The organism is Chryseotalea sanaruensis (genome assembly GCF_003990915.1).
GTDB lineage: Bacteria > Bacteroidota > Bacteroidia > Cytophagales > Cyclobacteriaceae > Chryseotalea > Chryseotalea sanaruensis.
Genome location: NZ_BHXQ01000002.1, coordinates 147,013 through 166,410, shown reverse-complemented (window position 1 = coordinate 166,410; position 19,398 = coordinate 147,013). Strand labels below are relative to the sequence as shown.

General features: G+C 41.2%; 8 protein-coding genes. All 8 read right to left on the bottom strand.

The genetic code is table 11. The features are described from left to right. Window positions 1-33: 33 nt before the first annotated feature. The 8 genes from SanaruYs_RS05180 to SanaruYs_RS05145 all read right to left on the bottom strand — a co-directional run bounded on the left by SanaruYs_RS05180 (window position 34) and on the right by SanaruYs_RS05145 (window position 19,353). Complete coding sequence (locus SanaruYs_RS05180; protein WP_127121473.1) at window positions 34-1,482, bottom strand: amino acid permease; 1,449 nt, start codon at window positions 1,480-1,482, stop codon at window positions 34-36. A 98-nt stretch (window positions 1,483-1,580) separates the two neighbouring features. Then, the gene (locus SanaruYs_RS05175; protein WP_127121472.1) at window positions 1,581-2,270 is read right to left on the bottom strand and encodes a lipoprotein signal peptidase; all 690 of its coding nucleotides are present in this window, start codon (window positions 2,268-2,270) and stop codon (window positions 1,581-1,583) included. A 104-nt stretch (window positions 2,271-2,374) separates the two neighbouring features. Beyond that, complete coding sequence (gene ileS, locus SanaruYs_RS05170; protein WP_127121471.1) at window positions 2,375-5,848, bottom strand: isoleucine--tRNA ligase; 3,474 nt, start codon at window positions 5,846-5,848, stop codon at window positions 2,375-2,377. Window positions 5,849-6,034: 186 nt separating this feature from the next. Beyond that, the gene (locus tag SanaruYs_RS05165; protein ID WP_127121470.1) at window positions 6,035-8,455 is read right to left on the bottom strand and encodes an efflux RND transporter permease subunit; all 2,421 of its coding nucleotides are present in this window, start codon (window positions 8,453-8,455) and stop codon (window positions 6,035-6,037) included. A 181-nt stretch (window positions 8,456-8,636) separates the two neighbouring features. Further along, window positions 8,637-9,482: an endonuclease/exonuclease/phosphatase family protein gene (locus tag SanaruYs_RS05160; RefSeq protein ID WP_127121469.1), complete on the bottom strand. Its 846-nt coding sequence runs from the start codon at window positions 9,480-9,482 to the stop codon at window positions 8,637-8,639. Between the two features lie 108 nt (window positions 9,483-9,590). Beyond that, complete coding sequence (locus tag SanaruYs_RS05155; RefSeq protein WP_127121468.1) at window positions 9,591-10,022, bottom strand: hypothetical protein; 432 nt, start codon at window positions 10,020-10,022, stop codon at window positions 9,591-9,593. Between the two features lie 9 nt (window positions 10,023-10,031). Then, window positions 10,032-17,660 carry a PKD-like domain-containing protein gene (locus tag SanaruYs_RS05150; RefSeq protein ID WP_127121467.1) on the bottom strand — a complete coding sequence of 2,543 codons (7,629 nt, stop codon included), beginning with the start codon at window positions 17,658-17,660 and terminating at the stop codon, window positions 10,032-10,034. Window positions 17,661-17,940: 280 nt separating this feature from the next. Next, window positions 17,941-19,353 carry a right-handed parallel beta-helix repeat-containing protein gene (locus SanaruYs_RS05145; RefSeq protein ID WP_127121466.1) on the bottom strand — a complete coding sequence of 471 codons (1,413 nt, stop codon included), beginning with the start codon at window positions 19,351-19,353 and terminating at the stop codon, window positions 17,941-17,943. Window positions 19,354-19,398: the final 45 nt, after the last annotated feature.

Here is a 19,398-nt window from a genome sequence, read left to right as displayed (position 1 = left end):
TCTTTTTTACATTAAATACCTGTTAGCTTTTATCTATTTGCCTTTTCTCAAATAGCTATGTGATTTTCCATATCCAAAATACAAGACCAAACCAAAGGCCATCCAGCCGAAAGCAATCAATAAAGTATTTTGATCAAGAGATGCGATAAGACCACCACATACCAACATACCTAAAATCGGAACGAGTGGTACAAGCGGTGTAGTGAAAGGACGCACCAACTCAGGATTTTTAACACGCATTACCCAAATACCTGCGCACACTAAAACGAATGCGAACAGGGTACCAAAACTTGTTAAGTCACCGGCTACGTTACCAGGAACAAATGCTGCAAATAATCCTACAAAAATGAAGAGGATCATGTTTGACTTATAAGGTGTTCGGAATTTAGGATGCAGTTCAGAGAAAACTTTTGGCACTAAGCCGTCATTAGACATAGAGTAGAATACACGAGACTGCCCCATAAGCATTACCAGAATAACAGAAGAGAAACCTGCAAGAATAGCAACAGAGATTAGTGTCGCTAACCAACCGTAACCTTCCATGTATGTATTAATCGCGTATGCAACAGAAGCTTCTTTACCAGCAGTTTTAAACTCTTCCCAGTTAGCCATGCCTGTTAGCACATAAGAGAACAATACATAAAGAATTGTACAAACTAACAATGAACCTAAAATACCAATAGGCATGTCGCGCTTAGGATTTTTAGCTTCCTGCGCAGCAGTAGATACGGCATCAAAACCAATAAAGGCAAAGAACACAATGGCAGCACCACCAAATACGCCACCCCATCCCCATTCGTTCCAGCCTTCATGACCAGGAGTTCCTTCAGGGATAAAGAATGGTGTGTAGTTAGACGGATTAATAAAGCTCCATCCTAGACCTATAAAGAGTAATACGATAGCAACTTTAACAAATACGATGACTGCATTTACTGTTGCTGATTCCTGTGTACCCTTAATTAAGATAAGTGTAAGTATTAAAAGAATTAATAAGGCTGGTAAATTCATGATACCGCTTACACCATTCACGGATGTTTCGAAAGGTGAGTGGCACCACTCATACGGTATACTCCCCCCCAGCAAGTTATTTAGGTATTCACTCCATGCGATGGCCACTGTTGCTGACGCAAGTGCGTATTCAAGTACGAGAGCCCAACCAATGATCCAGGCGACAAACTCACCCATAGTTGCATAAGCGTAGGTATAAGCACTACCCGCAATAGGTATCATCGATGCAAACTCTGCGTAGCAAAGACCGGCAAAAGCACAGCCAATAGCAGCAACCACAAACGATAATACGACAGCTGGGCCTGCTGCTTCACCAGCAGCAGCGGCAGTACGCACAAACAGACCTGCACCAATAATGGCACCCACGCCTAAGGCAATGAGATTTCCGGCTCCCAGTGTACGCTTGAGCCCTTTGTCACTATCTACGGCCTGGGCCATCAGTTGCGCAAGAGGCTTTCTAATAAACAAACTCATTATAAAGTAAGGTTAGGTGGACAAATTTTATAAGCCCCAAAACTAACAAGAATAATGTATTTGCCTACTGCAAAGGTCTAATACCCAATAAGATTTGTTTAGGCGGCTGTGTCAGATTTTTCAGTGGAAGATGGCTCTGTAGGTGGCGAACCTTCAGTTGATTGCGGAGAAGGTGTGTCCGTAAGCTCAACGGTAGTTATTTCCTGCTCCTCTTTAAAGAATCTTTTCTGCATGATCAGAATTATTAAAACCCCAATGAAAATGGAAGAGTCGGCAATGTTGAATACTGGGCTGAAAAATAGGAAATTTCCTCCTCCTAAATAGGGTATCCACTCCGGCCAATGAACGCTAAATAGTGGGAAAAAGAGCATGTCAATTACCTGTCCATGAAACCAGGGGGTTGGTGAGCCATAAGGTGCATTTTCTAAAAACACCCCATAAAAAGTACTATCAATTACGTTACCTATAGCTCCACCTAAAATGAGCGCCATACAAACCAAAAATCCATTATGCGCACCTTGCTTTGCCATGCGCACCAGATAATATGAAATCCCGAACATGGCAAAAATGCGAAAGATGGTGAGTGCCAGTTTACCAAATTCGTTATCCCACTTTAGGCCAAAGGCCATACCGGGGTTTAGCAAATAATGTAGTTTGAAACCGTAGTCTTCATTTCCTATTAAATGAACTGTTTCACCCAGGTACATATATTCATGTACTAATAGTTTTGAAGCCTGATCAATACAAATAATCAGTAAGGCAATCAGAAAATATTTATAGATCTTCATTCTTATTTAGTTGTTCGTTGCTAGTTGTTCGTTGTTGGCTGTTAACTGCTGGCTGTTAACTGCTGGCTGCCAATTACGAACAACCAACAACCAAAAACGATCAACTACCTTTTCACATTGATTTTTACCTTCAACATTGCTTCATCCATATCGACTTCAACAGCATCAACTATTGAATTCTTAAATTCTAATGATACGGCCTGAACTTCTTTACTGATGTAGTCTTTATGTTCCTGAAGCGCTTCTGCAAATCCGTTAACCGCTTCCACCTCTACAGTAATTTTATCAAGGACATCCATGCCCTGATCTTTACGTAAATTCTGAATACGGTTTACAAAATCACGGGCAATACCCTCACGCTTTAATTCTTCTGTAATCGTAATATCTAAGGCCACGGTTACACCACCTTCGTTAGCCACAGCCCAACCCGGTATGTCTTCCGAAGAAATAAGAACATCTTCTAGCGTGATATCAAAACCACCTTTGTTTAAGGTGCCTTGTTTTTCAATCACAGAAATATCAGCTTGTTCAAACGTGGTGATTACTGCTGAAACCTCTTTCATCTTAGGGCCATATTGTTTACCCAACTTAGCAAAATTTGGTTTCACCTTTTTCACCAGCAAACCAGAAGCATCATCAATGTATTGAATCTCTTTTACGTTTACCTCGCTCTTAATTATGTCTTCTACACTGCGTACACGTTGTGCAAATTTTTCATCTAGCACAGGTAGCAATATTTTTTGCAATGGCGTGCGCACTTTAATCTTGGCATTCTTGCGGATAGAGTGTGTCAACGAACAAATGCGTTGAGCATAGTCCATGGCTAATTCCAACTCAACATCCTTACGCTGAGGCGCTGCCTTTATAAGGAAAGTATGGTGAATTGATTCAAACTGCAACGGTGTATTATGTTGTTTAGCACGATCGCGAATATTATCTGTCAGATTTTTATATAACCACTCACTGAAGAATGGAGCAATAGGTGACATCAACTGTGCTGTTACCATTAAGCATTCATATAAAGTCTCGTATGCCGCACGCTTGTCCTGACCTAATTCACCTCTATTGGATGGTTGCCAGAAACGCTTGCGGTTAAGGCGCACATACCAGTTCGACAAATGATCGTTTACAAATTCCTGAATAGCACGAGCCGCTCTTGTTGGCTCGTATTCTTCGTATGCTTTTGTTACTTCCTCAATCAGGGTTTGTTCTTTGGTAATAATCCAACGATCCAATGGTGCTAATTGATCAAAAGGAACATTGTTCATTTCATCTTTTACAAAACCATCAATGTTGGCATACATCACAAAGAAAGAATAGGTATTGATGAGGGTGCCGAAAAATCTGCGTTGTGTTTCTGCTATACCTTCAAGATCGAATTTTAAGTTGTCCCAAGGTGGCGCGTTTTCAATCATGTACCAGCGCACAACATCAGGGCCGTACTTGCTCAGGGTTTCAAATGGGTTCACCACATTGCCCTTACTCTTCGACATTTTATTGCCAGACTTGTCGAGTACCAGGCCATTAGAAATTACGTTTTTATAGGCTACACTGTCGAACAGCATTACTGCCAGGGCATGCAATGTAAAAAACCATCCACGTGTCTGATCAACTCCTTCTGCAATGTAGTCGGCTGGATATGCACCTTCCCAACCCGAAGCAAAAGGCATTGGATCGTTATTTTCTAACTTGGTTTTATCAAGCCCCCATTGTGCGTAGGGCATAGCACCAGAATCGAACCATACATCTATCAAATCTGCTTCGCGGTACATCGGTTGACCAGATGCACTAACTAAAACTACTTCATCAACATAAGGGCGGTGCAGATCAATTGTCAATTGTCCATTGTCAATTGCAAATTTGTTTTTGATTCCAGCCTGTTCAGCTTTCTGAACCTCTTTTGTCAATTCTTCTACTGAACCAATACAAATTTCTTCTTTACCATCTTTTGTTCTCCAGATTGGCAGTGGTGTTCCCCAATAGCGAGAGCGTGATAAATTCCAGTCAACAAGATTTTCTAACCAATTACCGAAGCGGCCTGTGCCTGTCGATTCTGGTTTCCAGTTGATGGTTTTATTAAGCTCAACCATGCGGTCTTTCTTCTCAGTGGTTTTGATGAACCAGGAATCTAAAGGATAGTACAACACCGGTTTATCAGTACGCCAGCAGTGTGGGTAAGTGTGTTCGTATTTTTCTACTTTAAAAGCTTTGTTCTCTTCTTTTAAAATGATAGAGATAATAACATCTGTGTTTTTATAATCAGGATGTGCCTCATCTTCATTTGTATAATTCTTAACGTAAAAATCATCAACACCTAGTGGCTTATGTGTTTTGATATTGTACTTCGAGACACCTTCTTTCAAGCGCTCACCAATAGCATCAATGAATTTTCCTTTTCTATCTACCGTAGGCACTTCGTTGCCGAGCTCATCTTTAACCGTTAGCGCTGGTACACCGTTTTGTTTAGCTACACGAAAATCGTCTGCACCAAAAGTGGGTGAAGTATGCACAACTCCAGTACCATCTTCAGTAGTAACAAAGTCTCCGGCTATTACCTGAAATGCTTTGTCGGCATCATGTAAAGGTTCCAGGTAAGGCATGAGTTGTTCATAGCGGATACCCACGAGTTGCTTACCTGAAAATTCCTGAACAATTTCGAAAGGAACATTTTTATCTCCGGCTTTGTAATCTTCAAGCGTAAGTTCTTTATTCTTTTCAGAGAAATATTTACCAACTAAATCTTTTGCCAACACCACACTGATTGCCTTGTGGGTATATGCATTGAAAGTGTTAATTTGAACGTAAGTAATTTTCTCGCCAATAGTCAGTGCTGTGTTAGAGGGCAAAGTCCAAGGTGTGGTTGTCCAGGCTAAAACGAATACATCACCTTTATTTTTCCCAAAAAGAAAATCTGCTAACTTCTCTTGTTTCACTTTAAACTGAGCCACAACAGAGGTGTCCTTCACATCTTTGTAACAACCCGGTAAGTTTAATTCGTGTGAGCTTAAGCCGGTACCTGCCGCTGGTGAATAAGGTTGTATGCTATAACCTTTGTATAATAATTTTTTATTGTAGAGTTGCTTTAGCAACCACCATAATGTTTCAATGTAATTTTTCTCGTAGGTGATGTATGGGTTTTTCAAATCCACCCAATAACCCATCTTGCGCGTTAGGTCATCCCACTGGTCTGTGTACATCATTACCGTTTCGCGGCACTTCTGATTGTACTCCTCTACAGAAATTTTCTTACCGATATCATCTTTGGTAATGCCCAGGGTTTTTTCTACCTGTAGTTCGACTGGTAAGCCGTGTGTATCCCAGCCGCCTTTACGTTTTACCTGAAAACCCTGAAGTGTTTTGTAACGGCAAAAAATATCCTTTACGGTACGCGCCATTACGTGGTGAATACCGGGAGTTCCATTGGCTGAGGGAGGACCTTCATAGAAGGTAAAAGAAGGCGCACCTTCCCTGTTGCTGACTGATTTTTCGAAAATCTGCTGCTTATCCCAAAAGTCCAGTATTTCGCTGGCGATTTGGGCATAATTCACATCCTTCTGCTCTTTGTACTTTGCCGACATGGTTCTAAAAATGCTGATTTACAGATAATAAGGGGGCAAAGATGAGAAATCAATGGACAATGAACAATGGCCAATTGACAATGTGAGCTGAAAAAAATGACTTGAGCGTAGGAAGGTTGATGGTTATTAGTTGTTGGTTGGTCGAAAACCAGCGATTAACCAGCAACGAACAATCAGCAACTAAATTTACTCGGCTGAAGAATGCCTGTTATGGATTTTGATCTTAGTCAGGTCAATTTCCTCGTCTTCGTTCTCTGTGTAAAAGTCTGGCTCGAGCTGCTCTATCATGGGCGCATCGCCACGCTTGTATTTACCTGTATCAAATGTTAAAATAAGTGCAGGCAGCAATACAAGGTTTGTAACCATAGATAGCAATAAAGTAGTGGAGGTTAATAATCCCAGGGCTACTGTACCACCAAAAGAGGAGAAGGCAAAAATGATGAAACCAAAAAACAATACAATAGAGGTGTAGACCATACTTTTTCCTACTTCCAGAATGGTGTTACTCACCGCCAATGGCACGTAGAAGTTTTTGGAAAATAATTCTTGTCGGTACTTAGCTAAAAAGTGAATGGAGTAATCAACAGAAATACCAAAAGTAATGCTGAAGATTAACACAGTACTAGGTTTAAGGGGCACACCAAAATAACCCATCAAGGCCGCAGTGATGGCCATTGGAATAAAATTTGGAACTAGTGCAATGATGATCATACGCACGCTCGAAAAAAGCAAACCCATGGTAAGGGCGATCAACACAAAAGCCAGAATTAAACTGCCTTTTAAATTATCGATCAGGAAGGCATTTCCTTTTATGAACAAAGGTGTTGTGCCTGTAATTTTTGCTGTAATGTCGGTATCAGCAAAAATTAAATCCATACGGGGTTTTATAACACCGTTTATCAGCGAATCCATTTTGTCGGAACCAATATCTGCCACCTGTAAAGAAATACGCATAGTTTGCAAGGTGCTGTCAACAAAAGATTTGAACAGCCCAGAATTATCTGATTGTCCTTTTAAGTAGGGTAAAATGTAATTGCGCTCACGACTATCCGGTAGTGAATAATACTTAGGGTTATTGTTGTAAAAGGCTTGTTTGGCAGCCTTAACAAAACTCACCACAGACACTGGTCTTGAAACCGGTTTGAGTGAGTCGAGAAAACTTTCAAACTCATCAACCTTGCGCAGGTTTTTAACATCGATAATGCCTCTGCGTTTGCCAGTGTTTATTACAATTTCCAATGGCATTACACCACTAAAGTTTTCTTCAAAGAAATGCAGGTCTTTTTTCACTACGCTTTCTTCAGGTAAATCATCTACCATGAAAGAAACAGAGTGCAATCGAAACATGCCAATTATAGCAAAAGTGACTATTACCGCAGCGATAGAATAGATAAACATCCGGTGGCGATGCACCATCACATCTACAAAAGATAAAGCATTATCAAAAACTTTTATATCGAGGTGTTTCAGGTGCTTGGGTGAAGGGGGTGGCATCCATGAGAAAACACTTGGAATCAAAATAAGACTTACCACGAAAGTGGCCATTACATTAATACCGGCTACGATACCAAATTCACGGAGTATGGTAATATCTGCAGTGAGCAGTACAAGAAAGCCGATTGCCGTTGTCAGGTTAGTTAAGAAAGTAGCTAAGCCAACTTTTTTAATTACTTCGCTTATGGCTCTTTCTTTATCGCGATGCGACACCCATTCAGTGTGGTACTTATTTAGAAGATAAATGGCGTTTGGAATACCGATTACAACAATAATCGGTGGTATCATGCCACTAAGGAGTGTGATTTTAAAGCCGAAGAGTTCAATACAACCTAAAACCCAAACCACTACAATGCCAATGATGATCAGCGGAAAAACAGTAGCACGCCATGAACGGAAAAAGATTAATAAAATAATACCGGTGATCAGTACAGATAAGCCTAGAAAAACTTTTAACTCTTGTCCAACTTTTTGCGCGATAACGGAGCGTACAAAAGGAAGACCAGCGTAATGCAATTGTATGCCTGTACTTTGAGTAAACTTTTCTCCGAGTGTTACAATCTCGTTGGTGAGGTCAACACGCTTTGAGGAATTGAGTGTTTCTTTCTTGATTGAAATAAGTATAGCAATTGCACCATTTTCTTCATTAACAATCTGGCCAATATAAAAACGCTGTTTTGATGCTTCACGCAGAAAGCTGTCCAGTACATATTGATTTGTAATTTTACCTCCGGCAAAAACATCTGTTAATACAAACTGGGTTTTGGCAGTATCCTTCTCAAGCTTTTTAATTTGAGGTAAAGAGATTACCTCCTTTACACCATCAATCCATTTTACCGCTACACAAAACTCACGCAGCTTCTCAAAGTTCTTATATTCAAAAATAGCGCTGTCTTGAAGACCAACAGCCACGATGTTACCATCTTCACCAAACTGTTTTCTAAATTCCTGAAAATAGATCTGTTCAGGATCGTTTGCTGGTACCGTTCCACGAAAATCGTAGCTCATTTCGGCAAATTGAGCGTAGTAGCCCATCACCACCGTAATGGCTGCAATTACAAGAATGAGTGGAAGTTTAAATTTAATGATGAAACGCGCGAGGTATGTCCACATGGTTAATCAGTCAAAATCCTTATATCCAAAAATGAAGGGTAAAACTAAGGATTTTCTAATACAATGTCGTTTAGTTAAGCATCCTTATTCACCCTCTCCTCTGGAGAGGACAGGAGGTGAGGCCTGGAAAAAAAGCTTAGTTAATGGACATTTATTTTTACTAAGGAGACCTCAAGAAATATCAATCTTTTGAGGCTAGTTTTATGGTTGCCACTACCGGCAAGTGGTCGGAAGGATAGTATTGTCCATCATTTTCCTGAATTACCTCAAAATTCTCTATTGTGATGTTAGGCGTGTGGAAGATATAGTCGATGATGACACATTCCATTTTGTCTTTTTCGAAGCCACAGAATGTACCGTTTTTATCAGCAACAGGTCTTGCATCTATCAGTCGAGGATTTGTGCTTTTTACCAGACTAGCATAAGGTTCTTCATCAGGTTGAAAGTTAAAATCGCCACACAAAATAGCAGGTCTGTTTTTTGGCGCACTATTTCCAGTGATCCAACCCTCTATATATGAAGCACTCATTAATCTTGCTTGCTTACCAACATGATCAAAATGTGTTGTTACCATTAAAAAGTCCATGTTTGAATCAAAATCTTTAAAATGGGCATGCGTTACCATGCGTGTTATGGCTGCATCCCAACCTTTGCTGCCCGGCACAGTTGGTGTTTCTGATAACCAAAATGAATCGCTCTTCAGTACTTTCAATTTTGATTTTTTATAAAAGATGGCGGTGTACTCGCCTTTTTCTTTGCCATCGTCTCGGCCAACTCCCACAAATGTGTAATCAGGCAAGGCTTTAAGGAGATCCTGCATCTGATCGTGTAAAGCCTCTTGCACACCAAAAGCATCCGGATTAATTTTCTTAATCAGCGTTGCCACTTTCTCTTTTCTATTGGGCCAACTATTTACGCCATCACTTGTGGTGTTCAGGCGGATGTTGTAAGTCATTACTTTTAAGGATTGACTTTGTGCTTCACATAGCGTGGCAGCGAGAATTGAAAGAATGATCAGGATGCGCATAAACTACAATAAGTATTAAAATTACAAATTGCATCTTATATGTGCACTTAAAATAAAAAGGCTATCTCAAAAAAATTGAGATAGCCTTCAAAGTAGGGAATATGATTATCAATCAGCTGAAAAAATAAAAGTGTAAGATCCAGTGATACCTGCAGTTCGTGCATTATCATCTGCCACGTAACTCATATTTATGCTTACACTTGTTTCGTTGAGTGTTGTAATCAATAAATCGACTCCATCGCTTCGCTTGATTACGTAGTTTGATCCTGACTTCTCCAATTCAAAAGTACCAGAAGCAATCCAGATAGGAGGGACCGCATTTTCTACAGTAAATGATTTGCTTTCGGTGAAAGAAAGTTGCAAACCACTAAACCATTCTTCAACATCCAGTCCATCTACGCTAGCCGTACTAAGGTTCCATGTTTTTGCAAGCATTTTTATTTGCTTTTCCTCTTCTGTTAGTGGTTTAGGGTCATCGCCACCACAGGAAGCGAGAATACCCAATATCAGCAATAGGTAAATTCTTTGAATATTTTTCATAGTCATATCTTAGTTAAGTTTAACAATACGTTTCACAGCCACTGAACCTTTCTCTTCTATTTTCAGGTAATAGATGCCTTTGGGTAAATCCAAAAGATCTAACTCATGGTACTCTTCATCAAGTGATTTGAGTATTCTGTATTGTGCTCTACCTGACATATCCATTACAGCAATTGATTTATTACGTGTCATTTTACTCTTTACTATATAAACACCAGTGCCTGGATTAGGGTAAACATCTAAATCACCACTTGCTTGACCAGGTTCATTGAAACCAGTAATGGTTACGCCTGTTCCGCTTAGTGTTAAAGCATTATTACCACTAGCAGCATTGGAGCTGATAACAACTGAACCTTCATAATCCTTAAGCTCGATTGGCATAAAAGTTATCTCTGCTGTAATGCTTGCATTTGCATTTACTGTTGTTGCTTCTATTGAACTGGTAAACCCTTCAGGAAGTGTTATTGCACTTATTTGCAATGCTGCATTTCCAGTGTTGGCTATGGTTATTGTTTTGACTTTAGTTTCACCTAGCAATACATTTCCGAAATCTAGTGCGCCAGTTAGAGAGATGGTCTGACGGTCGTCAACAATTGTAATGGATGCAATAACGTTACTGGCTGCATTGTAATTTGCGTTACCAGGTTGCGAAGCGGTTATCTCCAAAGTACCGGCTGCTATAAATGTGAGCATGTTCCCATCTATTGTGCCTAGTGATGCATTCGAACTTGCAAAGCTAACCGCTAACGCAGCGCTACTTGTTGCTTCCAGCGACAATGTGTTTGTTGTGAAATTAACGGAAGCTGGTGTTGAGAAAGTAATTGTTTGGTTTGCTTTAGCCACTACTAAATCATGCGATACATCTGGAGCTGCTTCAAAGCTTTCGTTTCCTGCTTGTTTGGCAGTAATAGTAGTTGTACCAGCGCCAACAATACTCACCACATTACCATCAATGGTTGCCACTGAAATATTTGAACTTACAAATTGTACAGGCAGATCAGAACTTGCCGAAGCGCTCAGATCAAAAGCCGCATCACCGAATGCTTTTGATGAAAGTGAAGCAAAATTTATGGTCTGAGATTGTTTAGTCGTAATGGTGAGTGACTGATCAATTGCAATGGCAGCATTGAAATTACTATTTCCGGCTTGTGAAGCTGTAATAGTTGTTACCCCTGCACTGTGGAAAGTAAGTGTTGCACCTGTTACTGTTGTTACACTGGTATTGGAACTACTATAGCTAATATCCAGACCAGCTGATGAGGTGGCTGACAACACAAGAGTACCTGTGCTTAAGAGCTGCTCAGGGATTGCAGCAAAGTTGATAATCTGATCTGCTTTATTCACCGTTAAAACTTGTGGAATAGATGTGGCAGGGTTAAAGATTTCATTACCACTTTGTGAAGCTGTGATGGTTGTTGATCCTGCACCTACAATGGTTATTGTACTTCCACTAACAGTAGCCACAGCTGTATTTGAACTTGTGTAGCTAATTGTCAATCCAGATGAAGCCGAAGCTGTAAGATCAAATGCTTCATCACCAAAGGTCTTTGTAGTTAACGAATTAAACTCAATGCTTTGATTTTGCTTACCATTAACGACAAGCTCCTGTACTACATTGCTCGCTGCATTATAGTTTTCATTTCCAGGCTGCGAAGCTGTGATATTGGTAGTTCCTTCACCCACAATAAAAACGATATTATCGCTGACTGTAGCAACCGAAGTATTTGAACTTGAATAGGTCAAAGCTAATCCAGACGATGCTATACCTTCTAAAAATAAGGGAGGATCACTAATATTCTTAATTGCCAATGGCTCAAACGTGATGGTTTGATCTGCCTTAGTCACTGTTAGATCACGGACAACCGATGTGGCTGAATTATATTTAGCGTCTCCTCCCTGTGAAGCGGTTATGTTAGTTGAACCAACTCCTAAAATCGAAATCGTCCCATCGTTATCAACTGTTGCTACTGAAGTATTTGAACTAGTGAATGAGATCGGGAGCAGCGAGTTAGCTGTTGCCCCGACATTAAATGCTGGATCTCCAAATGATACTTCTGATAATGCTGCAAAAGTAATGACTTGGCTTGCCTTATCGATAATTAGTGAGCGTACTACATTTGTGGCAGCTGCATAGGTGGCATCACCGGATTGTGAGGCCGTAATCATGATTGTTCCGCTGCTGTTAATCACTAAATTATTTCCTTCAACTGCTGCAATAGATGTATTAGAACTTGTATACGAAACAGGAAGGCCAGCATTTGAAACACCCTCAAGTGTAATCTCTTCATTCGCGAGTATAGGACTTGCCAGGGTAAATGTTATGGCTTGCGGAATTTTGTTAACCGTTATAGCCAGCGTACGCTCCGCACTAACTCCACACAAATTAGATGCCGTTACACTGAGTGTTGCGCTGCCTAAACTGTTCCAGGAAACTGAGCTGGTATTGCCTGAATTTGTAAGCAATCCTTTATCTGTTAATGACCAAGCATAGTTTACACCTGCCACATTTGTTACTGTATACGCTACTGCACTTCCCAATACGGGTAAGGCATTACCTGTTATTGCTGCAGGTTGCGCAGGAACACCAATTACATTCACACTATATGTACGCGCTGTTCCGCTTCCACAACTATTTGTAGGGGTAACTGTAATGGTTTTTGCACCCGCTGAACTCCAGGAAATCGTTACCGCATTTCCTGACCCTGTAACTGTTGCACCTGCCCCTCCATTCCACATATAAGTTGTACCCGGCACGTTGGTTATACTATATGGTTTTGCGATGCCAATACAAACATCTGCTTCTCCGGTAATGATGGACGGTTGTAGTGGAGTAGTGCTTATATCACGGGTAATGGAACGTTCAGGGCCAAAGCCACAAGCATTCGAAGCTTTTACTTTAATAATATTAGAGCCAGCAGACGACCAGGTAATGCTCACAATTTCATTTTGTGATCCAGATGTTGTAAATGTTCCTCCTTGAATTTCCCACGCATACATAACACCTCCAGTTACTGGATTCACTGCAAATTCTTCTGTTGATCCGGAGCAGGCAAGATTTCCGCCTGTCAACCCAGCGGGTTGAGCTGGGGTAGGAATAACCGTAAAAGGTTTTGTTTGACTTGCTGAAGTTGTGCAGCCATTAGTAGCCGAAACTGTAATATTTTTAGCTCCCGGAGTTGACCATTTAATGCTTCGTGTTGTGCCCGTTCCCGTAATCGTTGCATCTGCACCTGCACTCCAGTTAAAGGTTGTATTGGGTTGAAAGGGTACAGAAAATATATACTCAACATTAGCGCAGCCACTAGTCCCCCCCGTAATTGGGTCGGGTATTTCTGGAGCAGTGCAGGGACCATTTACATACAGCGAGTAGCTTCTTATTGTACTTATACCGCAGCCGTTTGAGGTGTTGAGACTAATTGTTTTAGTGCCACCAGTTGACCAGCGGATTAATTTAGAAGTTTGAGATGCTGTGTTAGTAATAGTGGCATCTGGACCTGCGTCCCAGGAGAAATTTACACCAACTGGTTGAGCCTCCACGGTAAAGGTACCATCTACATTAAAGTCAATTGTGGAAGGTCCTACAATAGGGCTTGGTTGAGTTGGAACTGGTGTACCTCCACTAAAGCTAATTGAATTCACTTCTTCATTAGCAAAACAAGAGTTCGTTCCCAGCACTTTAATAATTCTGGATTGTCCATCCAATGGAATGGTAGCACTCAATTTATTTCCTGCCACAGTACCTGCGCCATTCAAAATCCAGTTATAATCAACACCTACTTCAGGGACATTTATTGTATAGATGATTGAGCCTGAGCCGACACAGGTGTTCCCAACAGGTGTCGGAGAAATTGTTCTTCCGAGTGGCTTCGCAATTAAACTTACAGAAAGTGTTGTCCCTAAAGCACTGGTATTGTTACAGGCATTTCGTGAACGCACTGTAACATTTACACCTCCCCAATCTGTATCCCAAGTTATATCAGCTATGCTACGTTGTGCGTTTAAGTACTCAATAGTAACTCCGGGTACCCCACCCAATGACCAGTCGTAGAAAAATCCTTCTAGTGGTGAGTTAACTGTATAGCGGGTAGTTGAACCAGGGCAAATATTTTCAGTAGCACCTGTTACAGAAGCTGGTGGATCAATTGTTAATCCACACACATTTACATTGAGCAATACAGGACCACTGGTTCCGCAGGCACTTACACCCTTACCTGATATCGAATACGCTCCAGGTGTTGTAAAAGTAACATCCCAGGTAATTCCTCCCGCGATTGGTGTTAATGTAACTCCTGTTGAAGGAGTAACTGCTAAATCATACGAAGTAGCCCCTATTGAACTACTAACCTGAAACCGTATAGTCTGCCCTACTTGCGTATTAGCAGTACCACTCAAAATTATCATAACAGGCGTTGTAGGAATCACACACGGGGTTGCAACAGTTACTGTTAAGTTCCTGGTAGTTCCATTACCACAAAGATTAGAAGGGGTAACCGTTAATGTTTTTGATCCACCGGTTGTCCAGGTAACCTGCGCTGAATTACCATTAGCAACAATAGCACCATCGGCACTGGTTGACCATGCATAACTTACACCCGGAACATTCGTAACGGAATAAGTAGTGGTTGCACCAGCATCTACGGAAGTGATACCTGTGATCGTACTAGGTTGCGTAACAGCTTGCGTAACAGAAACAGAAAAAGTTGTAGGTGAACCGCTACCACAAGAATTGGAAGGAGTGACTTGTACTACTTTTTCACCACCCGTTGACCAACTAATAGAAACAGAATTTCCTGAACCGCTCACCGCTCCGCCAGCACCTGCACTCCATGTATAAGTTACGCCACTTACGTTCGTAACATCATAGGTACTGGATGCTCCGGTACACATTAAATTTGATCCGGCAATAGCACTTGTACCTGCAGGTAACGTGTTTACAATTACAGATAAAGATTGTGCCAAGCCAGCACCACAACCATTCGATGGTATTACAGTTAGTGTGTTGGCTCCTGCTGCAGTCCATTGTACACTAATACTGTTGCCCGATCCGGTAATTGTTCCTTTGCCTCCGGTATCCCACATATAGGATACACCACTTACGTTAGTAACACTATAAGTGTTAGATGAATTAATGCACGCAGTTGTGTTTCCGGTAATGGCTGACGGTTGTGCCGGCAATGATGAAACAACTACTGTCAGCGTTCTTGGCGTTCCTGTGCCACAATCTGTAAATGGTGTAACCGTTACGGTCTTTGTGCCGATGGACGTCCAAATTAAGTTCACTGAATTTCCTGAACCGGAAACATTACCATCCACACCAGCATTCCAAGTATAGCTAACACCACCTACTTCGGTTACGCTATACGTTCCGCTACTTTCTGTACATGCGGTGGCACTTCCTGTAATAATACTAGGTTGTGCAGGGATGGTACAGGCTGCACCAACCGTCACACTCAACGTTCTGGCTGTACCCGAACCACACGATGAGGAAGGCGTAACTGTTATGGTTTTTGCTCCCGCGGTTGTCCAGAGAATACTTACTGCATTGCCGCTACCGGTAACCGTTCCGCCTGAGCCAGCATTCCAAGCATAGGTTATTCCTGACTCGTTGGTAACAGAATATTGAGTGGATTGATTTTGTCCAGGCGCAGTTGAACCCACGATTCCGCTTGGTTGTGCAGGGGTTGCATCTACTGTTACAGCCAAGGTTCTGGCAATGGCTGTACCACAAGAATTAGAAGCGTAAACCGTTAAGGTTTTAGCTCCGGATGAATTCCATGTTATGTTTACAGTGTTACCGCTACCGGTAATAGTACCTGCATTTCCCGTATCCCATGTGTAAGTAGTTCCACTCACATTTGTAACACTATAAGCATTACTGCTTCCCTGACATACAGTAGTGTTACCCACAATATCACTAGGCTGTGCAGGCAATGATCCAACAGTCATGGTTATAGTATTGGAGGTTGCGGTTGTGGATGTTACACACCCATTATCATCACGTGTAATTACACACGTTACTACCTGGCCGTTGGTTAACGAAGTAGTTGTAAAACTGTTTTGATTTGTTCCAACGTTCGCTCCGTTCACCTTCCATTGGTAAGTCGGTGAAGCACCTGCATTTACGGGATTTGCATAAAAGGTTGTTGAGTTGCCTGCGCAAATGGTTGTGTTGGCAGGTATTGATGTTATTGAAACTGATGGTGTAAGTGGATTTTGAATAGATACAAAAATATTACCAGATGTGGCGGTTGGGGTAGAAACACAAGCTGCATTACTGGTTAGCACGCAGGTTATACCATTCACCCCACCAGATAATGTTGAAGTTGTAAACGTGGGGCTATTGGTTCCCACATTAACCCCATTTACTTTCCATTGGTAACTTGGTGAAGTCCCTCCATTAGTGGGTGTTGCTGTAAATGTATGCGTTTGTCCGGCACACGCGGGGCTACTACCTGCAGTAAGCGCGATAGAAATGCCCGGAGTCACAGGAGAGCAGGTTGTAAAATAATAATCATTATTAGTTGAAAACCCTGGCCAAAAATTAGCAGCTAAATCCGATAAATAATTTGAACCAATACGAACAGCAATTGTAATACCTAATGGCCAATTGCTTGGTCTTGTAATAGTCAGTGTGTTTCCAGTTTGAACAACATCGGGTGAGGAAGCTGTAGCTTGATAAATCACTGCACCTGTGCTTCTATTGAAGAAAAAAATACTTCCTGGATAACGAAATACAGGCTCACTAAAGGTCAAGGTAATCTGACGATCTGTAATGTTAATGGTAGACTGGTGGGCTGGCGTTACTGACAGTAACGTGGGTGGCGTTGAGTCAACTACTCTAAACCAAGATTGAGTATCGTTTACAGCGATAGAATTTACATTACCACCATCTTTGAAAACGCCAGCAGGCATTTCTAAAATTATATCCGACCCCTCAGGTAAGGCCGTAGGTAAATTGATTACAGCCGTTCTGGGAGACCCGGAACCTGTAAGGATAGTAACATCAGACGATGTTACATTTATTGATTGAATAATATTTCCCGAATTTCTATTCTTTAACAATATGGAACCAGAACCTTTGAAGATATTCTCATGAAAATCTAATACGATGTTTGAAGGAGATGCCGTTAATTGAGCACCAATTGCCGGAGTACGACTATATAAAATAGGGCCAGAAGGATTGGTGTTGAATTGCCATGCATTAATACCTCCGAAGCCACCAACTGCGCTTGTGTTAAAGGCAGAGGATGGAATACTTATACTTACCTGCACACCATCAGGTACTGGTCTTCTAAATTTAATATCAACGTAGAAACCTGCCGGGCTAGCTATCGGAGTTATTGTAACAGAAGTGCTTGAAACAGCAATATTCTCCCATACTCCCCCAGGGCTTGTTGATACAACAATATTACCAGAGCCTTTTGTTAAAGAAGCATTTGTAAAGTAACGGAGGCCAGCGGCCGATACAGGATTGACATTTGAGTTAATAACCGGATTATAAGTACCAGGCAAAAGCTGGGCATTTATTCTATTGCTAACTACGAGTAGAAGTAGTAGTATCCCGATCTTAATTTTTGATCGGGCGAATTGCTTCATTTTAATAGAAGATGTTAATCTTGTTTGTGCAAAAAGTTTCATTAGTGAGGGGTTTAGTGAAATAAGGCGTTGTAAAAATCCCTTTTAATTAAAGACAAGAGTAGTAGGGCAAAACCGTAAATATGATGGGGGCGATTACGTAGTTGTTTGTTATTGGTTGGTTGCTGTTCGTATTATTGACCCTGAACAATCTATAACTGGCAACAAACAACAATTCAAATCGAAGCAAGTCCTTCATCCAACTATTCCTTGAAAATTAGGGCGTAAAAAAAGGCCTCTCCACTTAAGCGAAAAGACCTAAAAAATTGTGATGCCGGTTTATCTATTCCTTAAAAGCTTGAACTCCATGTGTGGCATCCACGCCTACTAATTTCAACGTCTCCTTCCATGGATAACGGTTGGCAAACATACTTACCGTAGATTGAATAGTGCCTTGTTTGTTTTGACCTAATGCCGCACGCAACTGATTAGCTTGTGAATTAGGATCATAATCTGTTTTCTCACTATACTGTACATTTATAAAACCATTGAAATATGCCGTGTTCAGTGGTAGTTTCAGGGCTTGGTTAACATTACCCCTTGCACTCGGTATCTCTACATCACCAAACTCTGTTGCGTCAATAACAATGTTTACACTGCTGGCTGGTGTAAACCAAAAATCTTTTTTCTTATTACCCATAAACAGGTTATTATCGATATACAAATCCTTATTAAAACGTTGTGATGAAATGCCCGCTGAAATATTGAGGCCTATGATGTTATCATGTATTTTAAAGGCTGCATCATTCTGTACATTAATACCGTAACCAAAGTCTCCTAAATCTTTCAATCTACTCCACGAAAATAAAATAGTATTATGATGAATGTTGATCTGGCCCTCCACCGGCTTTTGTCCTTTCAAACCGAAACCTTCAATACCAAACATGCGATTACCAACAAAAATGTTATTGGCTATTTCAATATCGCCAGCACCTGCCTGACCAATTTTTGCACGCACACCTCCAAAGCTGGAGTTAACAAAAACACAATTACGCACCACATGATTATTACCATGTAATACAAGCATTACACCTTCAGGGTTTTTCTGACCCGGCCCTACCAGCATCATTCCAGATTCGCAACCTTCGCAGCGTCCTGACTTTTTTGGATCGGGGTCATTATTATAAGGCGCTTTTAATCCTCCTTCGAAGATCAAACCATCAATAACAACACCGCTTAAGGGTTTCTTCATATCCAGTACATTCCGGTTAGCGCTCTTGTCAAAAGCATCAACGGGTGGCTGTAAAACAGTTAAGTACTTAAATGGATCTCGTGCTGAAAAATCTGATGAATAGCCACCATAAATTTGAACTGCCACGTTTATTTCCCAATACCCAACACCAAATGTTCCGAAGTAGGTGCCCTCGCTCATATTAATGCGATCGCCCGCTACTGCTTTAGCCAGCGCTTTATCGAGGTTTTTCATAGGGGCGGCTTTGTCGGTGCCTTCATTCGAGTTATTCCCGGAAGGGTTTACATAAATTGTTTTTCCAGCAGCCATGACAGTTGGTGCTGCTGTTTGCTGATTAGGCTGTGCAGACGATTTCGTTTCGGCTTTTGGCGCTGGTGTTGCTTGCTTAGGAATTGTCTTTTTCAATTTATCCAACTGTCCAAAAGAAACAGTCGAAATACATATTCCTGTAATAATCAACGCAAAGATTCCTGCTGGAATCAGGTGTTTTTTTAATGATTTCATTATGCGAGGGTTTAGTGAATAAGGTAACGCAAAGCTGCCCTTAAA